Source organism: Cupriavidus oxalaticus (assembly GCF_038900635.1).
GTDB lineage: Bacteria > Pseudomonadota > Gammaproteobacteria > Burkholderiales > Burkholderiaceae > Cupriavidus > Cupriavidus oxalaticus_B.
Window position 1 is genome coordinate 37,266 of the sequence record NZ_JAYMRX010000013.1, and the last position, 16,639, is coordinate 53,904.

At 68.8% G+C, this 16,639-nt stretch carries 14 protein-coding genes; 9 read left to right on the forward strand and 5 right to left on the reverse strand.

Features of this window, described 5'->3' with window-relative positions:
* Window positions 1-14: 14 nt before the first annotated feature.
* The gene (locus VSR71_RS20280) at window positions 15-938 is read left to right on the forward strand and encodes a LysR substrate-binding domain-containing protein (protein WP_342915639.1); all 924 of its coding nucleotides are present in this window, start codon (window positions 15-17) and stop codon (window positions 936-938) included.
* A 13-nt stretch (window positions 939-951) separates the two neighbouring features.
* Here VSR71_RS20280 and xth read toward each other — a convergent pair whose 3' ends face one another.
* Complete coding sequence (gene xth, locus VSR71_RS20285) at window positions 952-1,761, reverse strand: exodeoxyribonuclease III (protein WP_342915640.1); 810 nt, start codon at window positions 1,759-1,761, stop codon at window positions 952-954.
* A gap of 98 nt (window positions 1,762-1,859) precedes the next feature.
* The gene (locus tag VSR71_RS20290; protein WP_342915641.1) at window positions 1,860-3,056 is read right to left on the reverse strand and encodes a BON domain-containing protein; all 1,197 of its coding nucleotides are present in this window, start codon (window positions 3,054-3,056) and stop codon (window positions 1,860-1,862) included.
* Window positions 3,057-3,527: 471 nt separating this feature from the next.
* Here VSR71_RS20290 and VSR71_RS20295 point away from each other — a divergent pair, with 471 nt between their 5' ends.
* The 3 genes from VSR71_RS20295 (at window position 3,528) to VSR71_RS20305 (ending at window position 8,359) form a co-directional block, all read left to right on the forward strand.
* On the forward strand, window positions 3,528-4,202 hold the full coding sequence (locus VSR71_RS20295) for a response regulator transcription factor (protein ID WP_342915642.1): 675 nt from the start codon (window positions 3,528-3,530) through the stop codon (window positions 4,200-4,202).
* Window positions 4,203-4,213: 11 nt separating this feature from the next.
* Window positions 4,214-6,127, forward strand: a complete 1,914-nt coding sequence (locus VSR71_RS20300; protein ID WP_342915643.1) for a histidine kinase — start codon at window positions 4,214-4,216, stop codon at window positions 6,125-6,127.
* A 279-nt stretch (window positions 6,128-6,406) separates the two neighbouring features.
* Entirely contained in the window at window positions 6,407-8,359 is a 1,953-nt protein-coding gene (locus tag VSR71_RS20305; RefSeq protein ID WP_342915644.1) for a methyl-accepting chemotaxis protein, read from the forward strand.
* Window positions 8,360-8,382: 23 nt separating this feature from the next.
* Here VSR71_RS20305 and VSR71_RS20310 read toward each other — a convergent pair whose 3' ends face one another.
* Window positions 8,383-8,592 carry a DUF2905 domain-containing protein gene (locus VSR71_RS20310; RefSeq protein WP_342915645.1) on the reverse strand — a complete coding sequence of 70 codons (210 nt, stop codon included), beginning with the start codon at window positions 8,590-8,592 and terminating at the stop codon, window positions 8,383-8,385.
* Window positions 8,593-9,045: 453 nt separating this feature from the next.
* Here VSR71_RS20310 and VSR71_RS20315 point away from each other — a divergent pair, with 453 nt between their 5' ends.
* Window positions 9,046-10,425 (forward strand): aromatic acid/H+ symport family MFS transporter, encoded by a 1,380-nt coding sequence (locus tag VSR71_RS20315; protein WP_342915646.1) that lies wholly within the window; start codon window positions 9,046-9,048, stop codon window positions 10,423-10,425.
* An 18-nt stretch (window positions 10,426-10,443) separates the two neighbouring features.
* On the opposite strand, the gene VSR71_RS20320 is transcribed toward VSR71_RS20315, so the two are convergent.
* Window positions 10,444-11,403 (reverse strand): LysR substrate-binding domain-containing protein, encoded by a 960-nt coding sequence (locus VSR71_RS20320; protein ID WP_342915647.1) that lies wholly within the window; start codon window positions 11,401-11,403, stop codon window positions 10,444-10,446.
* 95 nt (window positions 11,404-11,498) lie between these two features.
* Between VSR71_RS20320 and pcaH the strand changes: the two genes are divergently transcribed.
* The 4 genes from pcaH (at window position 11,499) to pcaD (ending at window position 15,718) form a co-directional block, all read left to right on the forward strand.
* The gene (pcaH, locus tag VSR71_RS20325) at window positions 11,499-12,200 is read left to right on the forward strand and encodes a protocatechuate 3,4-dioxygenase subunit beta (RefSeq protein WP_342915648.1); all 702 of its coding nucleotides are present in this window, start codon (window positions 11,499-11,501) and stop codon (window positions 12,198-12,200) included.
* A 4-nt stretch (window positions 12,201-12,204) separates the two neighbouring features.
* Window positions 12,205-12,774 carry a protocatechuate 3,4-dioxygenase subunit alpha gene (pcaG, locus tag VSR71_RS20330; RefSeq protein WP_342915649.1) on the forward strand — a complete coding sequence of 190 codons (570 nt, stop codon included), beginning with the start codon at window positions 12,205-12,207 and terminating at the stop codon, window positions 12,772-12,774.
* A gap of 95 nt (window positions 12,775-12,869) precedes the next feature.
* Window positions 12,870-14,249, forward strand: a complete 1,380-nt coding sequence (locus VSR71_RS20335; protein WP_342915650.1) for a 3-carboxy-cis,cis-muconate cycloisomerase — start codon at window positions 12,870-12,872, stop codon at window positions 14,247-14,249.
* A gap of 284 nt (window positions 14,250-14,533) precedes the next feature.
* Entirely contained in the window at window positions 14,534-15,718 is a 1,185-nt protein-coding gene (pcaD, locus tag VSR71_RS20340) for a 3-oxoadipate enol-lactonase (RefSeq protein ID WP_342915651.1), read from the forward strand.
* 4 nt (window positions 15,719-15,722) lie between these two features.
* Here the strand turns inward: pcaD and VSR71_RS20345 are convergent, their stop codons facing one another.
* On the reverse strand, window positions 15,723-16,610 hold the full coding sequence (locus VSR71_RS20345) for a helix-turn-helix domain-containing protein (protein WP_342915652.1): 888 nt from the start codon (window positions 16,608-16,610) through the stop codon (window positions 15,723-15,725).
* Window positions 16,611-16,639 lie beyond the last annotated feature (29 nt).

Genomic DNA, 16,639 nt, shown 5'->3' on the forward strand with positions numbered 1-16,639 from the left:
ACGGAGCTGCCCCCATGTTGTCGCACCGCCTGCAGGACACTTCGCTGCGCTACTTCCTGGAGGTGGTGCGCAGCGGCTCGCTGACCGAGGCGGCGCAGCGCCTGAGCGTGACCGTGTCGGCGGTCAGCCGGCAGGTCGCGGCACTGGAGGCATTGCTGGGCGTGCCGCTGTTTGACCGGCGCCCGCGCGGCATGGTCGCCAGCGCGGCCGGCGAACTGCTCGCCGCCTATGCGCTGCGCGGCGCACTGGAAGCGGACCGCGTCGTGGCGGAGATCGCCGCGCTACAGGGGCTGCGCCGTGGCCGCGTGCGCGTTGCCAGCTCCGCCGGGTTTGCCATCGACTTCCTGCCGCGCATCATCGCCGAGTTCCGCCAGCGCTATCCGGGGCTGCATTTCCATGTGCGCGTTGCGGCGCCGGCGGAGGTGACCGGCATCGTGCTGCATGGAGACGCGGACATCGGCATCACCTACAGCCGCGCGGCCGAGCAAGGCATCCGCATCGAGCATCGCCAGCCCGCGCCGGTCATCGCCATCATGCGGCCGGACCACCCGCTGGCGCGCTTTCGCAGCATCACGCTGGCGCAGATGCAGCCGTACCCGCTGGCGCTGCCGGAAGGCGACAACACCGTGCGCCAGCTGTTTGACATTGCCTGCGGCGAGCGCGGCATCGTGTTCGATCCGGTGCTGGTGACCAACCACTTCGAGACACTGACCAGCTTCGTGCTGCACGGCGGCGGGCTGTCGATCTCGGGCGCGTTGACCGTAGGCGACCGCCTGCGGCGCGGCGAACTGCATGCCGCGGCCATCCGCGAGCGCGGCATGCGCAGCCGTGCGGTCGAGTTGCAGACGCTAGCTGGCCGCACGCTGCCGGAGGGCGTGCGCGCCTTCCTGGGCTTCGCCCGGGAGCGCCTTGCGGCGGAGATGGGCGCGGCGGCCTGAATCCCGCGCTGGCCTATGCCGGGCGCTTGCGCCGGGCGGCGGGGCGGTCCAGCACCACCCACGCCGGAGCATGGTCGCTGGGATGATCCTCGCCGCGGACCCAGGTGTCGACGCCCGCGTCGCGCATCCGCGGGGCCAGGTCCGCGCTCAGCAGCAGGTGGTCGATGCGCAGCCCGGAGTTGGTCTGCCAGTGCTGGCGGAAGTAGTCCCAGAAGGTGTAGATGCGTTCCTCGCCATAGTGCGTGCGCAACGCATCGGTCCAGCCTTGCGCCAGCAGGCGTGCGTAGGCATCGCGGCTTTCCGGCTGCAGCAGCGCGTCCTTGCGCCACGAGCGCGGGTTGTAGATGTCTTCGTCGGTGGGGACCACGTTGTAGTCGCCCGCCAGCACCACCGGGTGGCCGCTGTCGAACAGCGACTGCGCATGTTCGATCAGCCGCGCAAACCAGGCCAGCTTGTAGTCGAACTTGGGCCCGGGCTGCGGATTGCCGTTGGGCAGGTACAGGCAGCCGACCAGGATCCCGTGCACGGCTGCCTCCAGGTAGCGGCTGTGGCTGTCGTCGGGATCGCCCGGCAGGCCGCGGCGCACTTCCACCGGCTCGGCGCCGCGCGCCAGGATGGCAACGCCGTTCCATGACTTCTGGCCGTGCCAGATGGCGCCGTAGCCGGCCTCGCGCAGTTCGCGCGCGGGAAAGCTCTCGTCGGCGGTCTTCAGTTCCTGCAGGCAGGCCACGTCGGGCGCCTCGCGCTCCAGCCAGTGGCGCAGCGCGCCGATGCGGCTGCGGATGCCGTTGATGTTGAACGTGGCGATCTTGAGGGCGGGCATGGGCACCTTGCGCGTTGGAACGAGGCCGGCCGGCACAAGTGCCGGCCGGGGCATCTGCTGCGCGCACCGGCGCTACGCCGGTGCGCCGATGAAGCAGCTTAAGCCCGCCACGTGCTGCCGGTGGCCTCGGAGGCGCTGGTGCTGCCCATGCTGCCCGCCGTGGTGCCGGAACCTTCGCGGCGCACCCGGATGTCGTTGTTGACCTCCTTCACGCCGTAGGTGCCGTCGGCCAGGTCTTCGATGTAGTACTTCTGGCCGCGTTCGCGCACCGTGCCGGTCAGCGAGACCACGCCATCTTTTACGTCCACGCTCACGTCGCTGACGTCGATGCCGCGTGCATAGCTGAGCCGCTCGCAGACCTGGTCGCGGATGCGGTCATCGCTGCGCTGGTAGCCACGCGGGCCGGCCTTGCGCTCATGCTGGTCGGTGCCGAACAGGTCGCCGACGGCCTCGCCGATGCGGCGGCCAAGGTTGTAGAGCACGCCGTGGTCTTCGCGGTCGTCGTCGCGATAGTCTTCACGGTCGTCGGTTTCCCAGCCACGCTGGCGCGCTGCCTCGCGGCTGTAGCGCTGGCGGTACCGCTTCTGGTCGTCGTCCTCGTCGCGCTCCTCGGTCCAGTAGCGGGTGTCACTGCGCAGGTCGCGGAAATAGCGCTCGCGGTTGCGCTCGCGCGCCGATTCATAGGGATCGCGCGCGCGTTCGGCGCTTTCGCGCCACTGGCGCTCGGCGTAGTCGTCATCGCGCTGCCAGGCTTGCGGATCGCGCCATTCGCCGGCGCGTTCCCAGCCATAGCCACCGTTCAGGCCGTAGCTCAGGCTGCTGCCGGCACGGCGGCGATACCGCTCTGCGTCCTGTTCGCGCTGGCCGCGCTCATCGCGTTCATACCGGCCTCCTTCATAGCCCTGGTAGCCCTGGGAACGCTGATAGCCCTGCTGGCCCGGATAGTTCTGGCCACTGCGCAAGGCGCCGCGGGAGCGCTGCTGGCCGCGGCTGCCGTAATCGCTTCCGTAACCGCCGCCATAAGAGCCGCCGCCATAAGAGCCGCCGCCGTAACCGCTGTCGTAATTTCCGCCGCTGCCATACTGGCCCTGCGGCGGCCGCTCCGGATACCGGCCCGCACCGTACTCGTCACTGTAGCCGCGGTCCTGGCGTGCCGGGCCGCCATAACTGGTCTGGCCCGGCGTCAGCTGCTGGCGACGGCGCTGCGCCTGCCAGCGCTCACGATCGGATTCCGGTTGCCAGTCGTCGTCGTCCCACGCCTGGCGGCGTTGGCGTTCGTCGTAGTAATAGCTCATGCTGGTTTCCTGATATGTGAATGGCGCCGTACGCGGACGGGCACAAGGATGGCCCCATTCCGCCGGCGGGTTTCCAGTAGCGGCAAGATTCATACCGTGCGGCAGACGCGCGCCTGTGGTGCAGGTGACGCCGCGGGCCGTGCAAGCCTTGCAGACCTTGTAAGGGATGCAGGGTGCGAAACCGGAAAAAATTGCGCAATGTCCACACAGCCCGGATCAGCGGAAGCCAGCGCGCTCGTGGCCTGATTCCACAGGCCCGGTGGGTCAGGGCGCGGCCGCGCCTCCCCAGAACATGGGATGGGCAAGCGCCGTCGGCTGTGCCATGGATACGGCTGGTGCAGGCACGCTGCGGCGGCGCTTGTGTTTACCCTGAAACCGGCCCGTGCCACGCCAGCGACCCCGGGGATATGTCAGAATCCGCCGGCAACTCGTCGCGCCGACGCAACGTCCGGGCCTCGCAACCACACTGGCATGACAAGCACAACCAGAGTCCTGATCGTCGAGGATGACCCGGCAGCGCAGAGCCGCCTGGTGCAGGCCGTCGAGATACATGCGCCCGCCACCACCGTGGCCGGCTGCGCCGGCAGTGTCGCCGACGCGCTTGCCTGGCTGGCGCTGCACCAGCCCGACGTGCTGCTGTGCGACCTGGGCCTGCCGGACGGCAGCGGCATCGCGGTGATACGCCAGGCACGCGAACGCTATCCCGCGTGCGAATGCATGGTGGTCACGGTGTTCGGCGATGACCAGCACGTGCTCGCCAGCATCGAAGCCGGCGCCATCGGCTACCTGCTCAAGGACGAGACCACCGACCGCATCGCGGCTTCGATCGGCGAACTGCGTGCCGGCGGCTCGCCGATGAGCCCGCTGATTGCGCGACAGGTGGTCAACCGCTTGCGCGGCGAACCTGCCGAAGCCGCCGGGCGCGGCCATGCCGCCCAGCGCGGCGTGACGCTGTCCGCGCGCGAGAGCGAAATTCTCGACCTGATCTCGCGCGGCTATACCTATGCTGAGACCGCGCGCTATGTCGGCCTGAGCGTGCATACCGTGCAATCGCACATCAAGAACATCTACGGCAAGCTCGCGGTGCGCTCGCGCGGCGAAGCCGTGTACGAGGCCGCCAAGCTCGGCCTGCTCAAGTCCCTGTAGCTTCCCGCGCCATGCCGCCAACCTGGCTGCGACTCATCCGTACCGTGCTTGCCGTGCTTGCGGTACTGCTGCCGCTGTCGTGGCTGGCGGCGCCGGCCCGTGGTGCCGCGCCGGCCGCCAGCGAAGGGCTGGCAGAACTGGCGCAGGCCGTGCGCAGCGCCACGCTGAGCGACGGCAGCGTGCTGCCGGCGCAGCCGCTGACGCTGCCGGACTATTGGGACCGCGCGCTGCCGGGCAAGTCCGGCATGGCGGTCTACGACCTGCGCTTCGACCGCGCGTGGCCGGCGGCGGCAGCGGCAGGGCTGTTCGTGCCGTGGGCAGGCGGCAGCTACGAGGTGCGGCTGAACGGCATATTGGTGGCGGCTGGCGGCAGCCTGAGCGCGCCGTCATCCGCGCTGGCCAAGCGCCCGTACTATGTGCCATTGCCACCGGAGCTGGTGCGCGAGCATGGCAATACGTTGCGCATCACGGTGGCGGCGCGCGCGTTTTCACGAGCCGGGCTGCTGCCGGTCACGGTGGGGCCGGCCAAGGCGGTGCGCGCGCGCTACCAGGACGCATTCATGGTGCGCGTGGCCGGCCCCTTCATCGTTGCCGTGCTCAGCGCCGTGCTTGGCACCATCGCGCTGCTGATCTGGTGGCGCCAGCGCGATCCGCTGTTCGGCCTGTACGGCCTGGCCGAGGTCGCCTGGAGCGTGCGGCTGCTCGATTATTTCGTCGACGACCTCGCGCTGCCGCCGGAACTGCGCGGCTATATCGTCGCCGCCGCGCGCGAGATCTTTCTCGGCGCCATCGGCAAGTTCTGCCTGCTGGTGATCCGCGTGCCCTGGCGCTGGCTGCACCGCACGCTCAGCGCCTACCTGTGGCTGGCGCTGCCGGTGCTGGCGCCGCTGGCCGCGCTGTCCAGCCATCCGCTGGTGTTCCCGCTGAGCTGGCTGGCCAAGGTCGGCATCATCCTGACGGTGGCGGTCGCGCTGGTATGGGCCGCGCTGCGGCATCCGAGCCGCGAGGCCAGGCTGCTGGCCGCTACCGTGGGCGCGTCGGCGGTGCTGTTCCTGGGCGACTGGCTGCGCGTGTGGCTGACCGGCGACTACTACTGGGTGCATTCGATGACCCGCTATGTCTCGGTGCCGTTCAGCGTGGTCATGGCGTGGATGCTGGTGGAGCGCTACACCAGCGCGGTACGCAGCCTGCAGCGCGCCAACCAGGTGCTGAGCGAGCGCGTGGCGCAGCGCGAGGCCGAGTTGCGCGCGGTGTTCGCACGCACGCAGAAGGTCGCCGCCGAGCAGACCGCGCTGCGCGAGCGCAGCCGCATCCTGCGCGACATGCACGACGGCCTCGGCAGCCAGCTGGTCACCACGCTGTCGATGCTGGAGTCAGGCCAGCCCAGCCGCGCCGAGATCGCCGGGCAGGTGCGGCATGCACTGGACTCGCTCAAGCTCTCCATCGATGCCATGCAGGACACCGGCGGCGACCTTGCGGCGGTGCTGGGCAATCTGCGCTACCGGCTGGGGCCGCGTATCGAAGAGGCCGGCATCGCCATCCACTGGCAGGTCGAGCGCCTGCCGGTGCTGCCCCACTTCACCGCGCGCAAGGTCCAGGAGCTGCAGTACCTGCTGCTCGAGGGCATCACCAACGTGCTGCAGCACGCCGCCGCCAGCGCGATCACGCTGGCGGCGCATGCCGACCCGGCGGCGCAGATGATCCGCATCGCGCTGGCCGATGACGGGCGCGGCTTCGACCTCGCCGCCACGCGTGGCGGGCGCGGGCTGCGCAATATGCAGGTGCGTGCGGCGGCGATCGGCGGGCGGCTGGCGCTGCAATCGGTGCCGGGCCGGACCACGCTGACGATCGAGGTGCCGCTGGCGGCGCCGGCAGGGGAAGAGGCGGACGGCGAGGAGGGGGAGGGGCTGGCACCCGCCGCATGATCTTGCCGCGGTGGCTGCATGCCAGGACCGGAAAGCGATGGGCGTTAGCTCATGGCAACTGCGCAACGGACTCCGGCGGCATCGCCGTCGCTGCGTGTGCAAGCACGATTTTCCTGCCCCCTGCGCGTGCATTTTGCCCCGATGGAGGGCATTTTCAGCACCCTATTTGCGCATCGTCAAAACGATCGGAATTCGTGCTTCAGGGCTGGAAAACGCAACCGATAGCCGGGGAGAAGCCTATCCCTCGCCAGTCCATTTCCCGCCAGTCCAGCCGAGCCGATGACCGCCTTTTTCCGCCCCGCCGAGCGCCTGATGGCGCGCCTTGACATCAACCAGAAGCTGATCCTGATCGCGGTGCTGTTCCTCGTGCCGCTCTGCGGCGCGATGTACGTCGTGCTGCATGGCTCGGCGCAGTCGATCAGCTCCACCGACAGCGAACGGCGCGGTCTGGTCATCGTCGGCCACGCGCTTGACTTCATGCGCGAGACGCAGGTACGGCGCGGTGCCGCGAATACCGTGCTCGCCGGCAACGCCGGTTTCCGGCCGACCTTCGACGCGGCCGACGGCAAGGCCGCGGCCAACCTCGCCGAACTGCTGCGCGCCACCATCGCCAATCCCGGCTTTGCCCTCGAGCCGGCGGCACGCAAGCTGGAGCAGGACTGGCAACACATCCGCGGCCTCGGCCTGAACACCACGTCCGGCGCACTGTTCGAGCGTCACAGCGCGCTGGTGAAGCAGACGCAGCTGTTCATCGCCGACGTGTCCGACCGCTCGGAGCTCGCGCTCGACGGCGAGGCCGGCGCCTACTACCTGATCAGCCTGATGGTGGGCCCGATGCCGCGCCTGGCGGAGCATAGCGCGCTGGCGCGCGGGCGCGGCGCCGGCATCATCGCGCAGGGCGGCTATGCGGATGCCGCGCAGCAGGCCGGCCTGGGGGCGCTTGCCGAGCAGATCCGGGAGGGACTGGAAGCCGTCCGGCGCGATGCCGCGCGCGTGCGCAGGAATGCGCCGGCACTCCAGCCGCAGCTCGATGCGGCCATGCAGCAGCTGGCGGCGATGGACAACTTCCACCGCACGCTCACGGACCGCATGCTTGGGGCGAGCGGCATCAGCATCGATGCCAGGACCTATTTCGACGAGGCGACCGCGGCGATCAACGGCGTGCTGGCCACCAACAAGGAGTTCTCGGCAATTGCCGGCGCCATGCTGGCGCAGCGCATTGCCGCGCAGCAGCGCCAGTTCGCGCTGCTGGCGGCACTGGGCGTGGTCGCGCTGGCCCTTGCCTTCTATTTGTTCGGCGGCTTCAGCCGCGGCATGCGCAGCGACGTGCGCGCCGTGAGAGACATGGTCGACCGCATCAATGCCGGCGACCTGAGCCTGCGCATGGCCGTGCACGGGCGCGACGAGTTCAGCGAGGTCAAGCGCCACCTGCTGTCGCTGGTGGACAGCTGGCGCGGGCTGATCGGCGACACCAAGGCCGGCGCGCACAACGTGCTGGCTGCCGCCGGCGAGATCGCGCAGGGCAATATCGACCTGTCGCAGCGCACCGAGGAACAGGCCTCGTCGCTGGAGCAGACCGCGGCCAGCATGGAGCAACTCACCGCCACCGTGCAGCAGAACGCCGGCAGTGCCGGGCAGGCCAGCGAGCTGGCGCGCGAGGCCTCGGAGATCGCGCTGGCGGGCGGGGCCGCGGTGGGGCGCATGCGGCAGACCATGCAGGACATCGAGGACGATTCGCGCCGCATCGTCGACATCATCGCGGTGATCGATGCGATCGCCTTCCAGACCAATATCCTGGCGCTCAACGCCGCGGTGGAAGCGGCGCGCGCGGGCGAGGCCGGGCGCGGCTTCGCCGTGGTGGCGACCGAGGTGCGCGGGCTGGCGCAGCGCGCCGGTAATTCGGCCAGGGAAATCGGCACGCTGATCTCGCAGTCGGCGCAGCGCGTGGCATCCGGCACGTCGCTGGCGGTGGATGGTGCCGCCAGCATGGACCGCACGGTGGAATCGATCCGCCGCGTGACGGCGATGATGGACGAGATCAGCCACGCCTCGCGCGAGCAGAGCAGCGGTATCGCGCAGGTCAACCAGGCGGTGGCGCAGATGGATCAGGTCACGCAGCAGAATGCCGCGCTGGTGGAGGAGGCCGCGGCCGCGGCGCAAACGCTGCAGGCGCAGGCGCAGCAGATGCAGCGCGCAATGGCGGTGTTCCGCACTGAGGCGCAGGCGGCCTGACCGCCTGATGCCGCTGGCACAGGTCAGCGCCGCAGCAGCCAGATCACGACCGAGATCACCACCGACACCAGGATGCAGGTCGTGATCGGCAGGTAGAAGCTGAAGCCTTCGCGGACGATATGGATGTCGCCGGGCAGGCGGCCAAGGCGGTCAAACGGCAGCCTGGACAGCCAGGGCCAGGCGGCGCCGGCGGCAAGCAGCACGGCGCCCAGGATGAGGAGCAGGCGTTGCATGGGATGGAGGTCGACGAGGTCATCTTTGGGCGTTTGACCGGCGGATCGACGCATTGATTCCGGCCTGCTGCGAGCGCCCGGCAGGTCAACACTCTGGGATTTCCCGGGATTCTGGAATGTAAATTGAAGGTTGGCGGTTTTTATATGAAATTTCCTTATTCATATTCATGAGTTGTCTGGAAAATTTCACAAATATGCGTGTTTTTGGAAGAAAGTATCCTGAGGCGCGTTGAAACGTGTTTAGAGAACGGGGTAAAAGACAAACCCTGGTGAATCCCGTCTCGTCGGACCACGCATTTTTGCCGGGTTAACGCCAATTCTTGGCCCTGATGCCCGTTGCCTAAGATTCGTTCATTCAGAGAACGTGAGTTCGCTGTTAGAACAGAATCGTCGCGCGCCGTACCGCCTGCTTGCAGGTGAAGCGCGCGAATTCCAAGGCAGACGGAGACAACAGTGCCCCAATCCCTCCAATCCAAGGCTGGCGTCGCCGACGTCCAGGCCCTGATCGACGGACAGCGATTCACTGGTTACCAGTGGCTCATCCTTGTGCTTTGCTTCCTGGTGGTTGCCGTCGACGGCTTCGATACCGCCGCCATCGGGTATATCGCGCCGGCGCTGGTGCAAGACTGGGGGATCGAGAAATCGGCCCTCGGCCCCGTCATGAGCGCGGCCCTGTTCGGCCTCGCCTTCGGCGCGATCGTTGCCGGTCCGATGGCTGACCGCATCGGCCGCAAGAAGGTGCTGGTGCTGTCGGTCTTCTTCTTTGGCGCCTGCAGCCTGGCCACGGCCTTCGCGCCGACGCTGGGCTGGCTGACGGCGCTGCGCTTCCTGACCGGCCTGGGTCTGGGCGCCGCCATGCCCAATGCCGTGACGCTGACCGCGGAGTTCGCGCCGCAACGCCGCCGGGCCGTGCTCGTGAACACCATGTTCTGCGGCTTTCCGCTCGGCTCCGCCGCCGGCGGCTTTGTCGCCGCCGCGATGATCCCGCACTTCGGCTGGCACAGCGTGTTGCTGCTTGGCGGCATCGTGCCGCTTGCGCTCGCGCTGCTGCTGGTGGTGCTGCTGCCTGAGTCGGTGCGCTACATGGTGTTGCGCAACTATCCGGCCGACCAGATCCGCCAGCTGCTGCGGCGCGTGACCGGCGCGGACGTGGGTGGGGCGAACGCCTTCATCATCGGCGAACCGGCGCCCGCGACCCGCTCCGCCGTCGGCACCGTGCTGGCGCCCGGCTATCGCCTGGGTTCGGCGATGCTGTGGTGCACCTACTTCATGGGCCTGGTCATCTTCTACCTGCTCACGAGCTGGATGCCCACGCTGATGAAGGACGCCGGATTCTCGATCCAGCACGCGTCATTCCTGACGGCGCTGTTCCCGCTCGGCGGCGGCATCGGCACCATCGCGGCCGGCTGGTTCATGGACCGCTTCAATCCGAACAAGGTGATTGCCATCACCTACGCAGCCACCGGCGTGCTGATCTACGCCGTGGGGCACGGGACCGGTAGCCAGGTGCTGCTTGGCGTGCTGATCTTCCTTGCCGGCACCGCCATGAACGGCGCGCAGTCGTCGATGCCTTCCCTGGCCGCGGCGTTCTACCCGACGCAGGGCCGTGCCACCGGGGTGGCGTGGATGCTTGGCATCGGGCGCTTCGGCGGCATAGCCGGGGCGTTGCTCGGTGCCGAACTGCTGCGCCTGCATCTCGGCTTCGACACCATCTTCACGCTGCTCACGGTGCCGGCATTCCTCGCCGCCGGTGCGCTGGTGGTCAAGCATTTCAGCGGCAGCCGCGCGCCGGATGCCGACGCCGCCGGCAACGCAGGCGTGGCAGCTCACTGAACATTCACTGAGCATTCACTAAGCGATAGGCGGCCGGGCCGCGGCGCGGATGCAGTCCGCCAGCGCTTCGGCCATCGGGCTGAGCGCGCGGTCGCCGTGCCGCAGCAGGCCGATCGGCTCCTCCGTGCCCTGCGTATCGAGCGGCAGGAGGATCAGCTCATCCTCGGCCACCGCACGCTGCGCGGCGGACAGCGGCGCTGCCCACACGCAATCGCTGTTGCGGGCCAGCAGCCGTCCGAGGTAGGCATCCGATGTTTCCACGCATCCGCCCGGCAGGGGCAGGCCGTGGCGGGCGAGCAGGCTTTCGGTGTTGTGGCGGGGGATCGAGCCCGCGGCGGGAATCACCAGCGGCCATGCCAGCACGTCAAGCAAGGTCGGCCGCCGCGATACGGCAATGGCCGCAAGCGGATGCCCGGGACGCACCGCCAGTGCCAGCGAGTCCGGGCCCAGCGATTCGAACCACAGGCTTTCCATGGCAACCGGGTCATCCATCCGGCCGATGACAAGATCCAGCACATCGGCCTTGAGCTGGTCGATCAGGCTGCGGTTCATGCCGGTCTGGACGGCAAGCCCGACCTCGGGGTGCGCGGCGCGGAAGCGCAGCAAGGCATCGGTCAGCACCGCCGGCACGACGCTGGGCAGTGCGCCCAGCCGGATGCGCTCCTGTGGCTGCGCCTGCTCGCCGGCCATGCTGTCGGCCGCGGCATCGATATCCGCGAGGATGCGCAGGGCGTGGCGCAGGAAGCGCGTGCCGGCGGTGGTCAGTTCCGTGCCCGCGCGCTGGCGCACCAGCAGGCGTGTGCCGGTCAGCTCCTCCAGCTCGGTCAGGGTCTTGGACACGGCTGGCTGCGTCAGCCCCAGGCGGTCGGCGGCGCGGCCCAGGTGCTGGGTCTGCGACACCGCCACGAAGCAATAGAGATGCCGCAGCCGCACGCGGTTGCGGAAGATTTCGAGCGCGGGCGGGGCGGGGGCTTTCATGCTGAAAAGTTATCGTAATTCTGAGAAATCTCAATTTACATGACTTTAAGTGTTGCTTAAAGTCAATGCCATGCCAACGACAAGGAGACTTCGCAATGACCCGCCTTGCCCAGTATCGCCGTCCCTACTGGGACACCCAGCCCGAATACCGCTTCGACCCCTACGGCTCCACGCAGAAGCGCTCGCCTGGCCAACCGCTGATTGCGCTGCCGCAGTCGCTGTCCGAAGTGACCGGTCCCACCTTCGGCGCCGAGTTCGTCCGCGAAGGAGATAACGACCTCACCGTCGGCAACGGTGGCGAGCCCATCGGCGAGCGCATCCTCGTGACCGGCCGCGTGCTGGACGAGAATGGCCGGCCGGTGCCGAACGCGCTGATCGAGGTGTGGCAGGCCAACGCCGCCGGCCGCTACGTGCACAAGCGCGACCAGCATGACGCGCCGCTGGACCCGCATTTCTCCGGCGAGGGCCGCACCGTCACCGACGCCAACGGGCACTACCGGTTCAAGACCATCAAGCCCGGCGCCTATCCCTGGCGCAACCACCACAATGCCTGGCGGCCGCAGCATATCCACTTCTCGCTGTTCGGCAACGCCTACGCCACGCGGCTGGTGACGCAGATGTACTTCCCCGGCGATCCGCTGCTGCCGTTCGACCCGATCTTCAACTGCGTGCCGGACGAGAAGGCGCGCGACCGGCTTGTCGCCAGCCTCGACTGGGAGACCACCCAGCCCGAATACGCGCTCGGCTACCGTTTCGATATCGTGCTGCGTGGCCGCGACGCCACGCCGATGGAGTAAGACCATGCTTTACGCCACCGCATCCCAGACCGTCGGTCCTTACCTCCATATCGGCCTGAGCGGGCTGAACTGCGCCGACCTGACCGCCAGTGCACCGGCACTGGCCGGCCAGCGCATCGTGATCGAAGGCCGCGTGACCGACGGCAACGGCGAGCCCGTGCCGGACGGCATGGTCGAGATCTGGCAGGCCAATCCCGCCGGCCGCTACCGCCACGCCGAAGACGCGCGCGAGCTGCCGCTGGTGCCCGGCTTTACCGGCTTCGGCCGCGTGCCGACCGAGGCTGACGGCTCGTTCCGTTTCGTCACCGTCAAGCCGGGCGCCGTGCCCGGTGCCGACGGCCGGCCGCAGGCGCCGCACATCATGGTGTCGGTGTTCATGCGCGGCCTGGTCAAGCACGTCGCCACGCGCATGTACTTCCCGGACGAGGCCGCGGCCAATGAGGCCGATCCGGTGCTGGCGCTGGTGCCCGCCGAGCGGCGCGGCACGCTGGTTGGCAACGATGCCGGCAACGGGACGCTGCGTTGGGATATCGTGCTGCAAGGCCCGAGCGAGACGGTGTTCTTCGATATCTGAAACGCCGCGCCGGCGGCGGGGGAATCTCCCGGGCCGCCGGCGACAGACGCATAACCAGGTGGTCGCTATCGCCACGACCCCTACCGATCGCCCCCATGCCAACCGTCACGCGTCTCACCGATCCCATGTCCGGCAGCCCCGCTGTGCTGGACATCTTCTCCGACGCCGGCACCGTGCAACGCATGCTTGCCGTCGAGGCCGCGCTCGCGCGTGCCGAAGCGCAATGTGGCGTGATCCCGGCCGCCGCCGCGACAGTCATCACCGAAGTCTGCCGCGACGTCGGCGCCATCGACCGCGATGCGCTGGCACAGGCCGCGGACGCCGCCGGCAATCTCGCCATTCCCTTCGTCAAGCAACTGACCGCCGCGGTGGCTGCGCGCGATGCCGATGCGGCGCGCTTCGTGCACTGGGGCGCCACCAGCCAGGACATCATCGACACCGCGCTGGTACTCCAGCTTGGCGACGCGCTGCGCGTGCTCGATACCGACCTGGTACGCCTCGGCGAAGCCTGCGCCGCGCTCGCCACCGCGCATCGCGCCACGCCGATGGTGGCGCGTACCTGGCTGCAGCATGCACTGCCGACCACCTTTGGCTGCAAGGCCGCCGGCTGGCTCGACGCGCTGCGCCGCGACCTCGCCCGCCTTGATGCGGCGCGCGCGCAGGCCTGCGCGCTGCAGTTCGGCGGCGCCGCGGGCACGCTGGCCAGCCTCGGCGACGCCGCGCCCGCCGTGGCCGCCGCACTGGCCCGCGAGCTGGGCCTGGTCGCACCCGTAGTGCCGTGGCATGCGCATCGCGACCGCGTGGTCGAAGTTGCCACCACGCTCGGCATGCTCACCGGCACGCTCGGCAAGATGGCACGCGACATCTCGCTGCTGATGCAGACTGAGGTGGCGGAGGTGGCCGAGCCCGCCGGGCCCGGCCGCGGCGGTTCCAGCACCATGCCGCACAAGCGCAATCCGGTCGGCTGCGCGGCGGTACTGGCGGCATCGGTGCGCGTGCCGCCGCTGGTGGCCACCATGCTGTCAGGCATGGTGCAGGAACACGAGCGCGCACTTGGCGGCTGGCAGGCGGAATGGGACACGCTGCCGCAGATCGTCACGCTGGCCGCGGGCGCGCTGCGCCGGATGGGCGAGGTGGTGGCAGGGCTGCAGGTCGATGCGGCACGCATGCGTGCCAATCTCGATCTCACCCGCGGGCTGATTCTCGGCGAGGCTGCGATGCTGGCGCTGGGTGCCCGCATTGGCCGCTTGCCGGCGCACAAGCTGGTGGAGAACGCCTCGCGGCGCGCGGTGGAGCAGGGCACGAGCCTGCGCGACGCGTTGGCGGCGATGCTGCAAGAAGATCCCGCGCATGCCGGGCTGCTGGATCCGGCCGCGCTGGACCGTCTGGCCGACCCCGCCAATTACGCGGGGCAGTCGGCGCAGTTCGCGGATGCCGCGGTGGCGGCGTGGCGGGAAACGGTGGCGAGGCATTGATGTGCGATCCGCACGACCGCCTACTGTGTCGGCTCAGGGTTGCCGGGTTTTCGGGTATTGGCAGGGCGGTACGGCGTGGTAGCGCCGGCCCTCTCCCCCGCCCCTCTCCCGCGCGGGGGAGAGGGGAGCAAACCGGCCGGTATGCGGAGGTCATCGAGTTGGCCCTCACCCGTCGTGAACGCTCCCCTCTCCCGCTTGCGGGAGAGGGGTGGGGGAGAGGGCAGGCGCCTGCCAAGCCCGTCGCGCGCCAATTTCACCAATAACCAGTATCCAGGGAGACCACCTTGCCTTATCTAGACCACGCCGGCGCCCGCCTCTTCTACACCGTCGACGGCCCCGAATCCGCACCGGCCATCGTCTTCTCCAACTCGCTCGGGACCGACCACACCATGTGGGAGCCACAGGCCGCGGCGCTGGCCGGGCGCTTTCGCGTGGTGCGCTACGACACGCGCGGGCACGGCCGCTCGAGCGCACCCGGCGATGCCTTCACGGTTGAACAGCTCGGTCAGGATGTGATCGCTATCCTGGACGCATTGGCCATCGGCCAGGCCGTATTCTGTGGCTTGTCGATGGGTGGCCTGACGGGGATGTGGCTCGGCATCCATGCGCCCGAGCGCTTCTCACGCATCGTGCTGGCCAATACCGCCGCAAAGATCGGCAACGCGGAGGGATGGAACACGCGCATCGACACCGTCCTGCGCGACGGCATGGGCGTGATGGTCGCGCCTTCGGTCGAGCGTTGGTTCACCCCCGGGTTTGCCGCCACGGCAGAGCGCGCGCTGGACGGCCTGCGCAGCGTGCTGGCAGGGCTCGATCCCCGCGGCTATGTGGCCAACTGCGCGGCGGTGCGCGACGCGGACTTCCGCGAGACGGTGTCGTCGATCATGGTGCCGGTGCTGGTCATCGCCGGCAGCCACGACCCATCGACGACGGCGCAGGAGGGCCGCGCGCTGGCCGATGCGATTCCCGGCGCGCGCTTTATCGAATTGCCCACCGCGCATATCTCCAGCTTCGAGCAGCCGGGCCGCTTCACCGCCGCACTCATCGATTTCGTGCGCGGCCGGCTGCCCGTGAGCGACGACCACGCTCGCTATGAGGCCGGCCTCTCGGTGCGGCGCGAGGTGCTCGGCAGCGCCCACGTCGATCGTTCGCTGGCGCGGCTGACGCCGCTCAACGAAGAATTCCAGAACCTGATCACGCGCTATGCCTGGGGCGAGATCTGGACGCGCGAGGGCCTGCCGCGCCATACGCGCAGCCTGCTGACCATCGCCATGATGGTGGCGCTGAACCGCGCCGAAGAACTGAAGCTGCATCTGCGCGCGGCGGCCAACAACGGCGTGACGCGCGACGAGATCAAGGAAGTGCTGTTGCAGACGGCGATCTATTGCGGTGTTCCGGCGGCAAACTCGGCCTTCCACATGGCCGAGGAAATCTTCGCCGGGACGGACCAGATGGACAAGCCAGCCTGATCGATCAGCGCACGGCAAAGGCCGGCAGCCGCGCCCGCCCCGATTGCCGGAACTCCGTGGGCGCCTGTCCCACCTGCCGTGCGAAGAAGCGCGAGAAATACGCCGCATCGGAAAACCCGAGCGACAGCGCGATGTGCTTGATTTCCAGGTCGCTGAAGAGCAGGTCGCGCTGCGCTTCGGCGAGCACGCGCGCGTGGATCATCTGCAGGGCGGACAGCCCTGAGGCCTGGCGGCACACGCGGTTGAGCTGCGTGGGCGTGATGCCGATCGCGCTGGCGTAGTGGCCGATCTCCTTCTGTTCGCGGTAGTCCGATTCCAGCAGTTGCTGGAAGTGCTGGAAGTGCCGCGCCGGGCGGCTGCTGCTGCGCGCGGCCGCCGGCTGGTCGGCATTGCTCAGTCGCGCGATACCGATCAGCACCAGCGTCAGCAGCGCCGACAGCGACGCCCCGCGCCAGGCGGACACTGCTTCCATCTCCCCGCGAAACAGCGCCAGCGCATCCGCCAGCGCGTGGCCGCGCCGCACGCGGTCGTGCCGCGGCTGTTCAAACAGCGGCAGCGCATCCGGCACCCCAGCCAGCAGCGTGCGCAGGTGACTGTCGGTCATGGTCACAACCATGCCGTCAGTGTCCGGCGTAAACACGAAGCCGTGAATGTGCCGCGGCGGCATCGTCACCAGCGAACCGCCGCGCAACGGCTCGCGGCGCTCTTCGAGCAAGGCTTCCCCGCCACCCGCATGGATGTACAGAATTTGCAGGAAGCGCTCATGCCGGTGGGGCTTGATCTCCCACCCGTGCAGGCGGCTGCGCGCGGCGATGGACTCGAAATGCAGCTGGTCGGAGAGCGGCTCGGACGAATTCACGCCGTACAGGGAGTAGGTCGGGACGGGTTTCACGGGGGCGTCAGTGTTTACCAGCAATGTTC

Coding starts and splice junctions, on each gene's coding strand:
- VSR71_RS20320 (WP_342915647.1), bottom strand. CDS start 11,403: ATGAAAGCCCCCGCCCCGCCCGCGCTCGAAATCTTCCGCAACCGCGTG.
- pcaG (WP_342915649.1), top strand. CDS start 12,205: ATGCTTTACGCCACCGCATCCCAGACCGTCGGTCCTTACCTCCATATC.
- pcaH (WP_342915648.1), top strand. CDS start 11,499: ATGACCCGCCTTGCCCAGTATCGCCGTCCCTACTGGGACACCCAGCCC.
- VSR71_RS20305 (WP_342915644.1), top strand. CDS start 6,407: ATGACCGCCTTTTTCCGCCCCGCCGAGCGCCTGATGGCGCGCCTTGAC.
- VSR71_RS20290 (WP_342915641.1), bottom strand. CDS start 3,056: ATGAGCTATTACTACGACGAACGCCAACGCCGCCAGGCGTGGGACGAC.
- VSR71_RS20280 (WP_342915639.1), top strand. CDS start 15: ATGTTGTCGCACCGCCTGCAGGACACTTCGCTGCGCTACTTCCTGGAG.
- xth (WP_342915640.1), bottom strand. CDS start 1,761: ATGCCCGCCCTCAAGATCGCCACGTTCAACATCAACGGCATCCGCAGC.
- VSR71_RS20300 (WP_342915643.1), top strand. CDS start 4,214: ATGCCGCCAACCTGGCTGCGACTCATCCGTACCGTGCTTGCCGTGCTT.
- VSR71_RS20295 (WP_342915642.1), top strand. CDS start 3,528: ATGACAAGCACAACCAGAGTCCTGATCGTCGAGGATGACCCGGCAGCG.
- VSR71_RS20335 (WP_342915650.1), top strand. CDS start 12,870: ATGCCAACCGTCACGCGTCTCACCGATCCCATGTCCGGCAGCCCCGCT.
- VSR71_RS20310 (WP_342915645.1), bottom strand. CDS start 8,592: ATGCAACGCCTGCTCCTCATCCTGGGCGCCGTGCTGCTTGCCGCCGGC.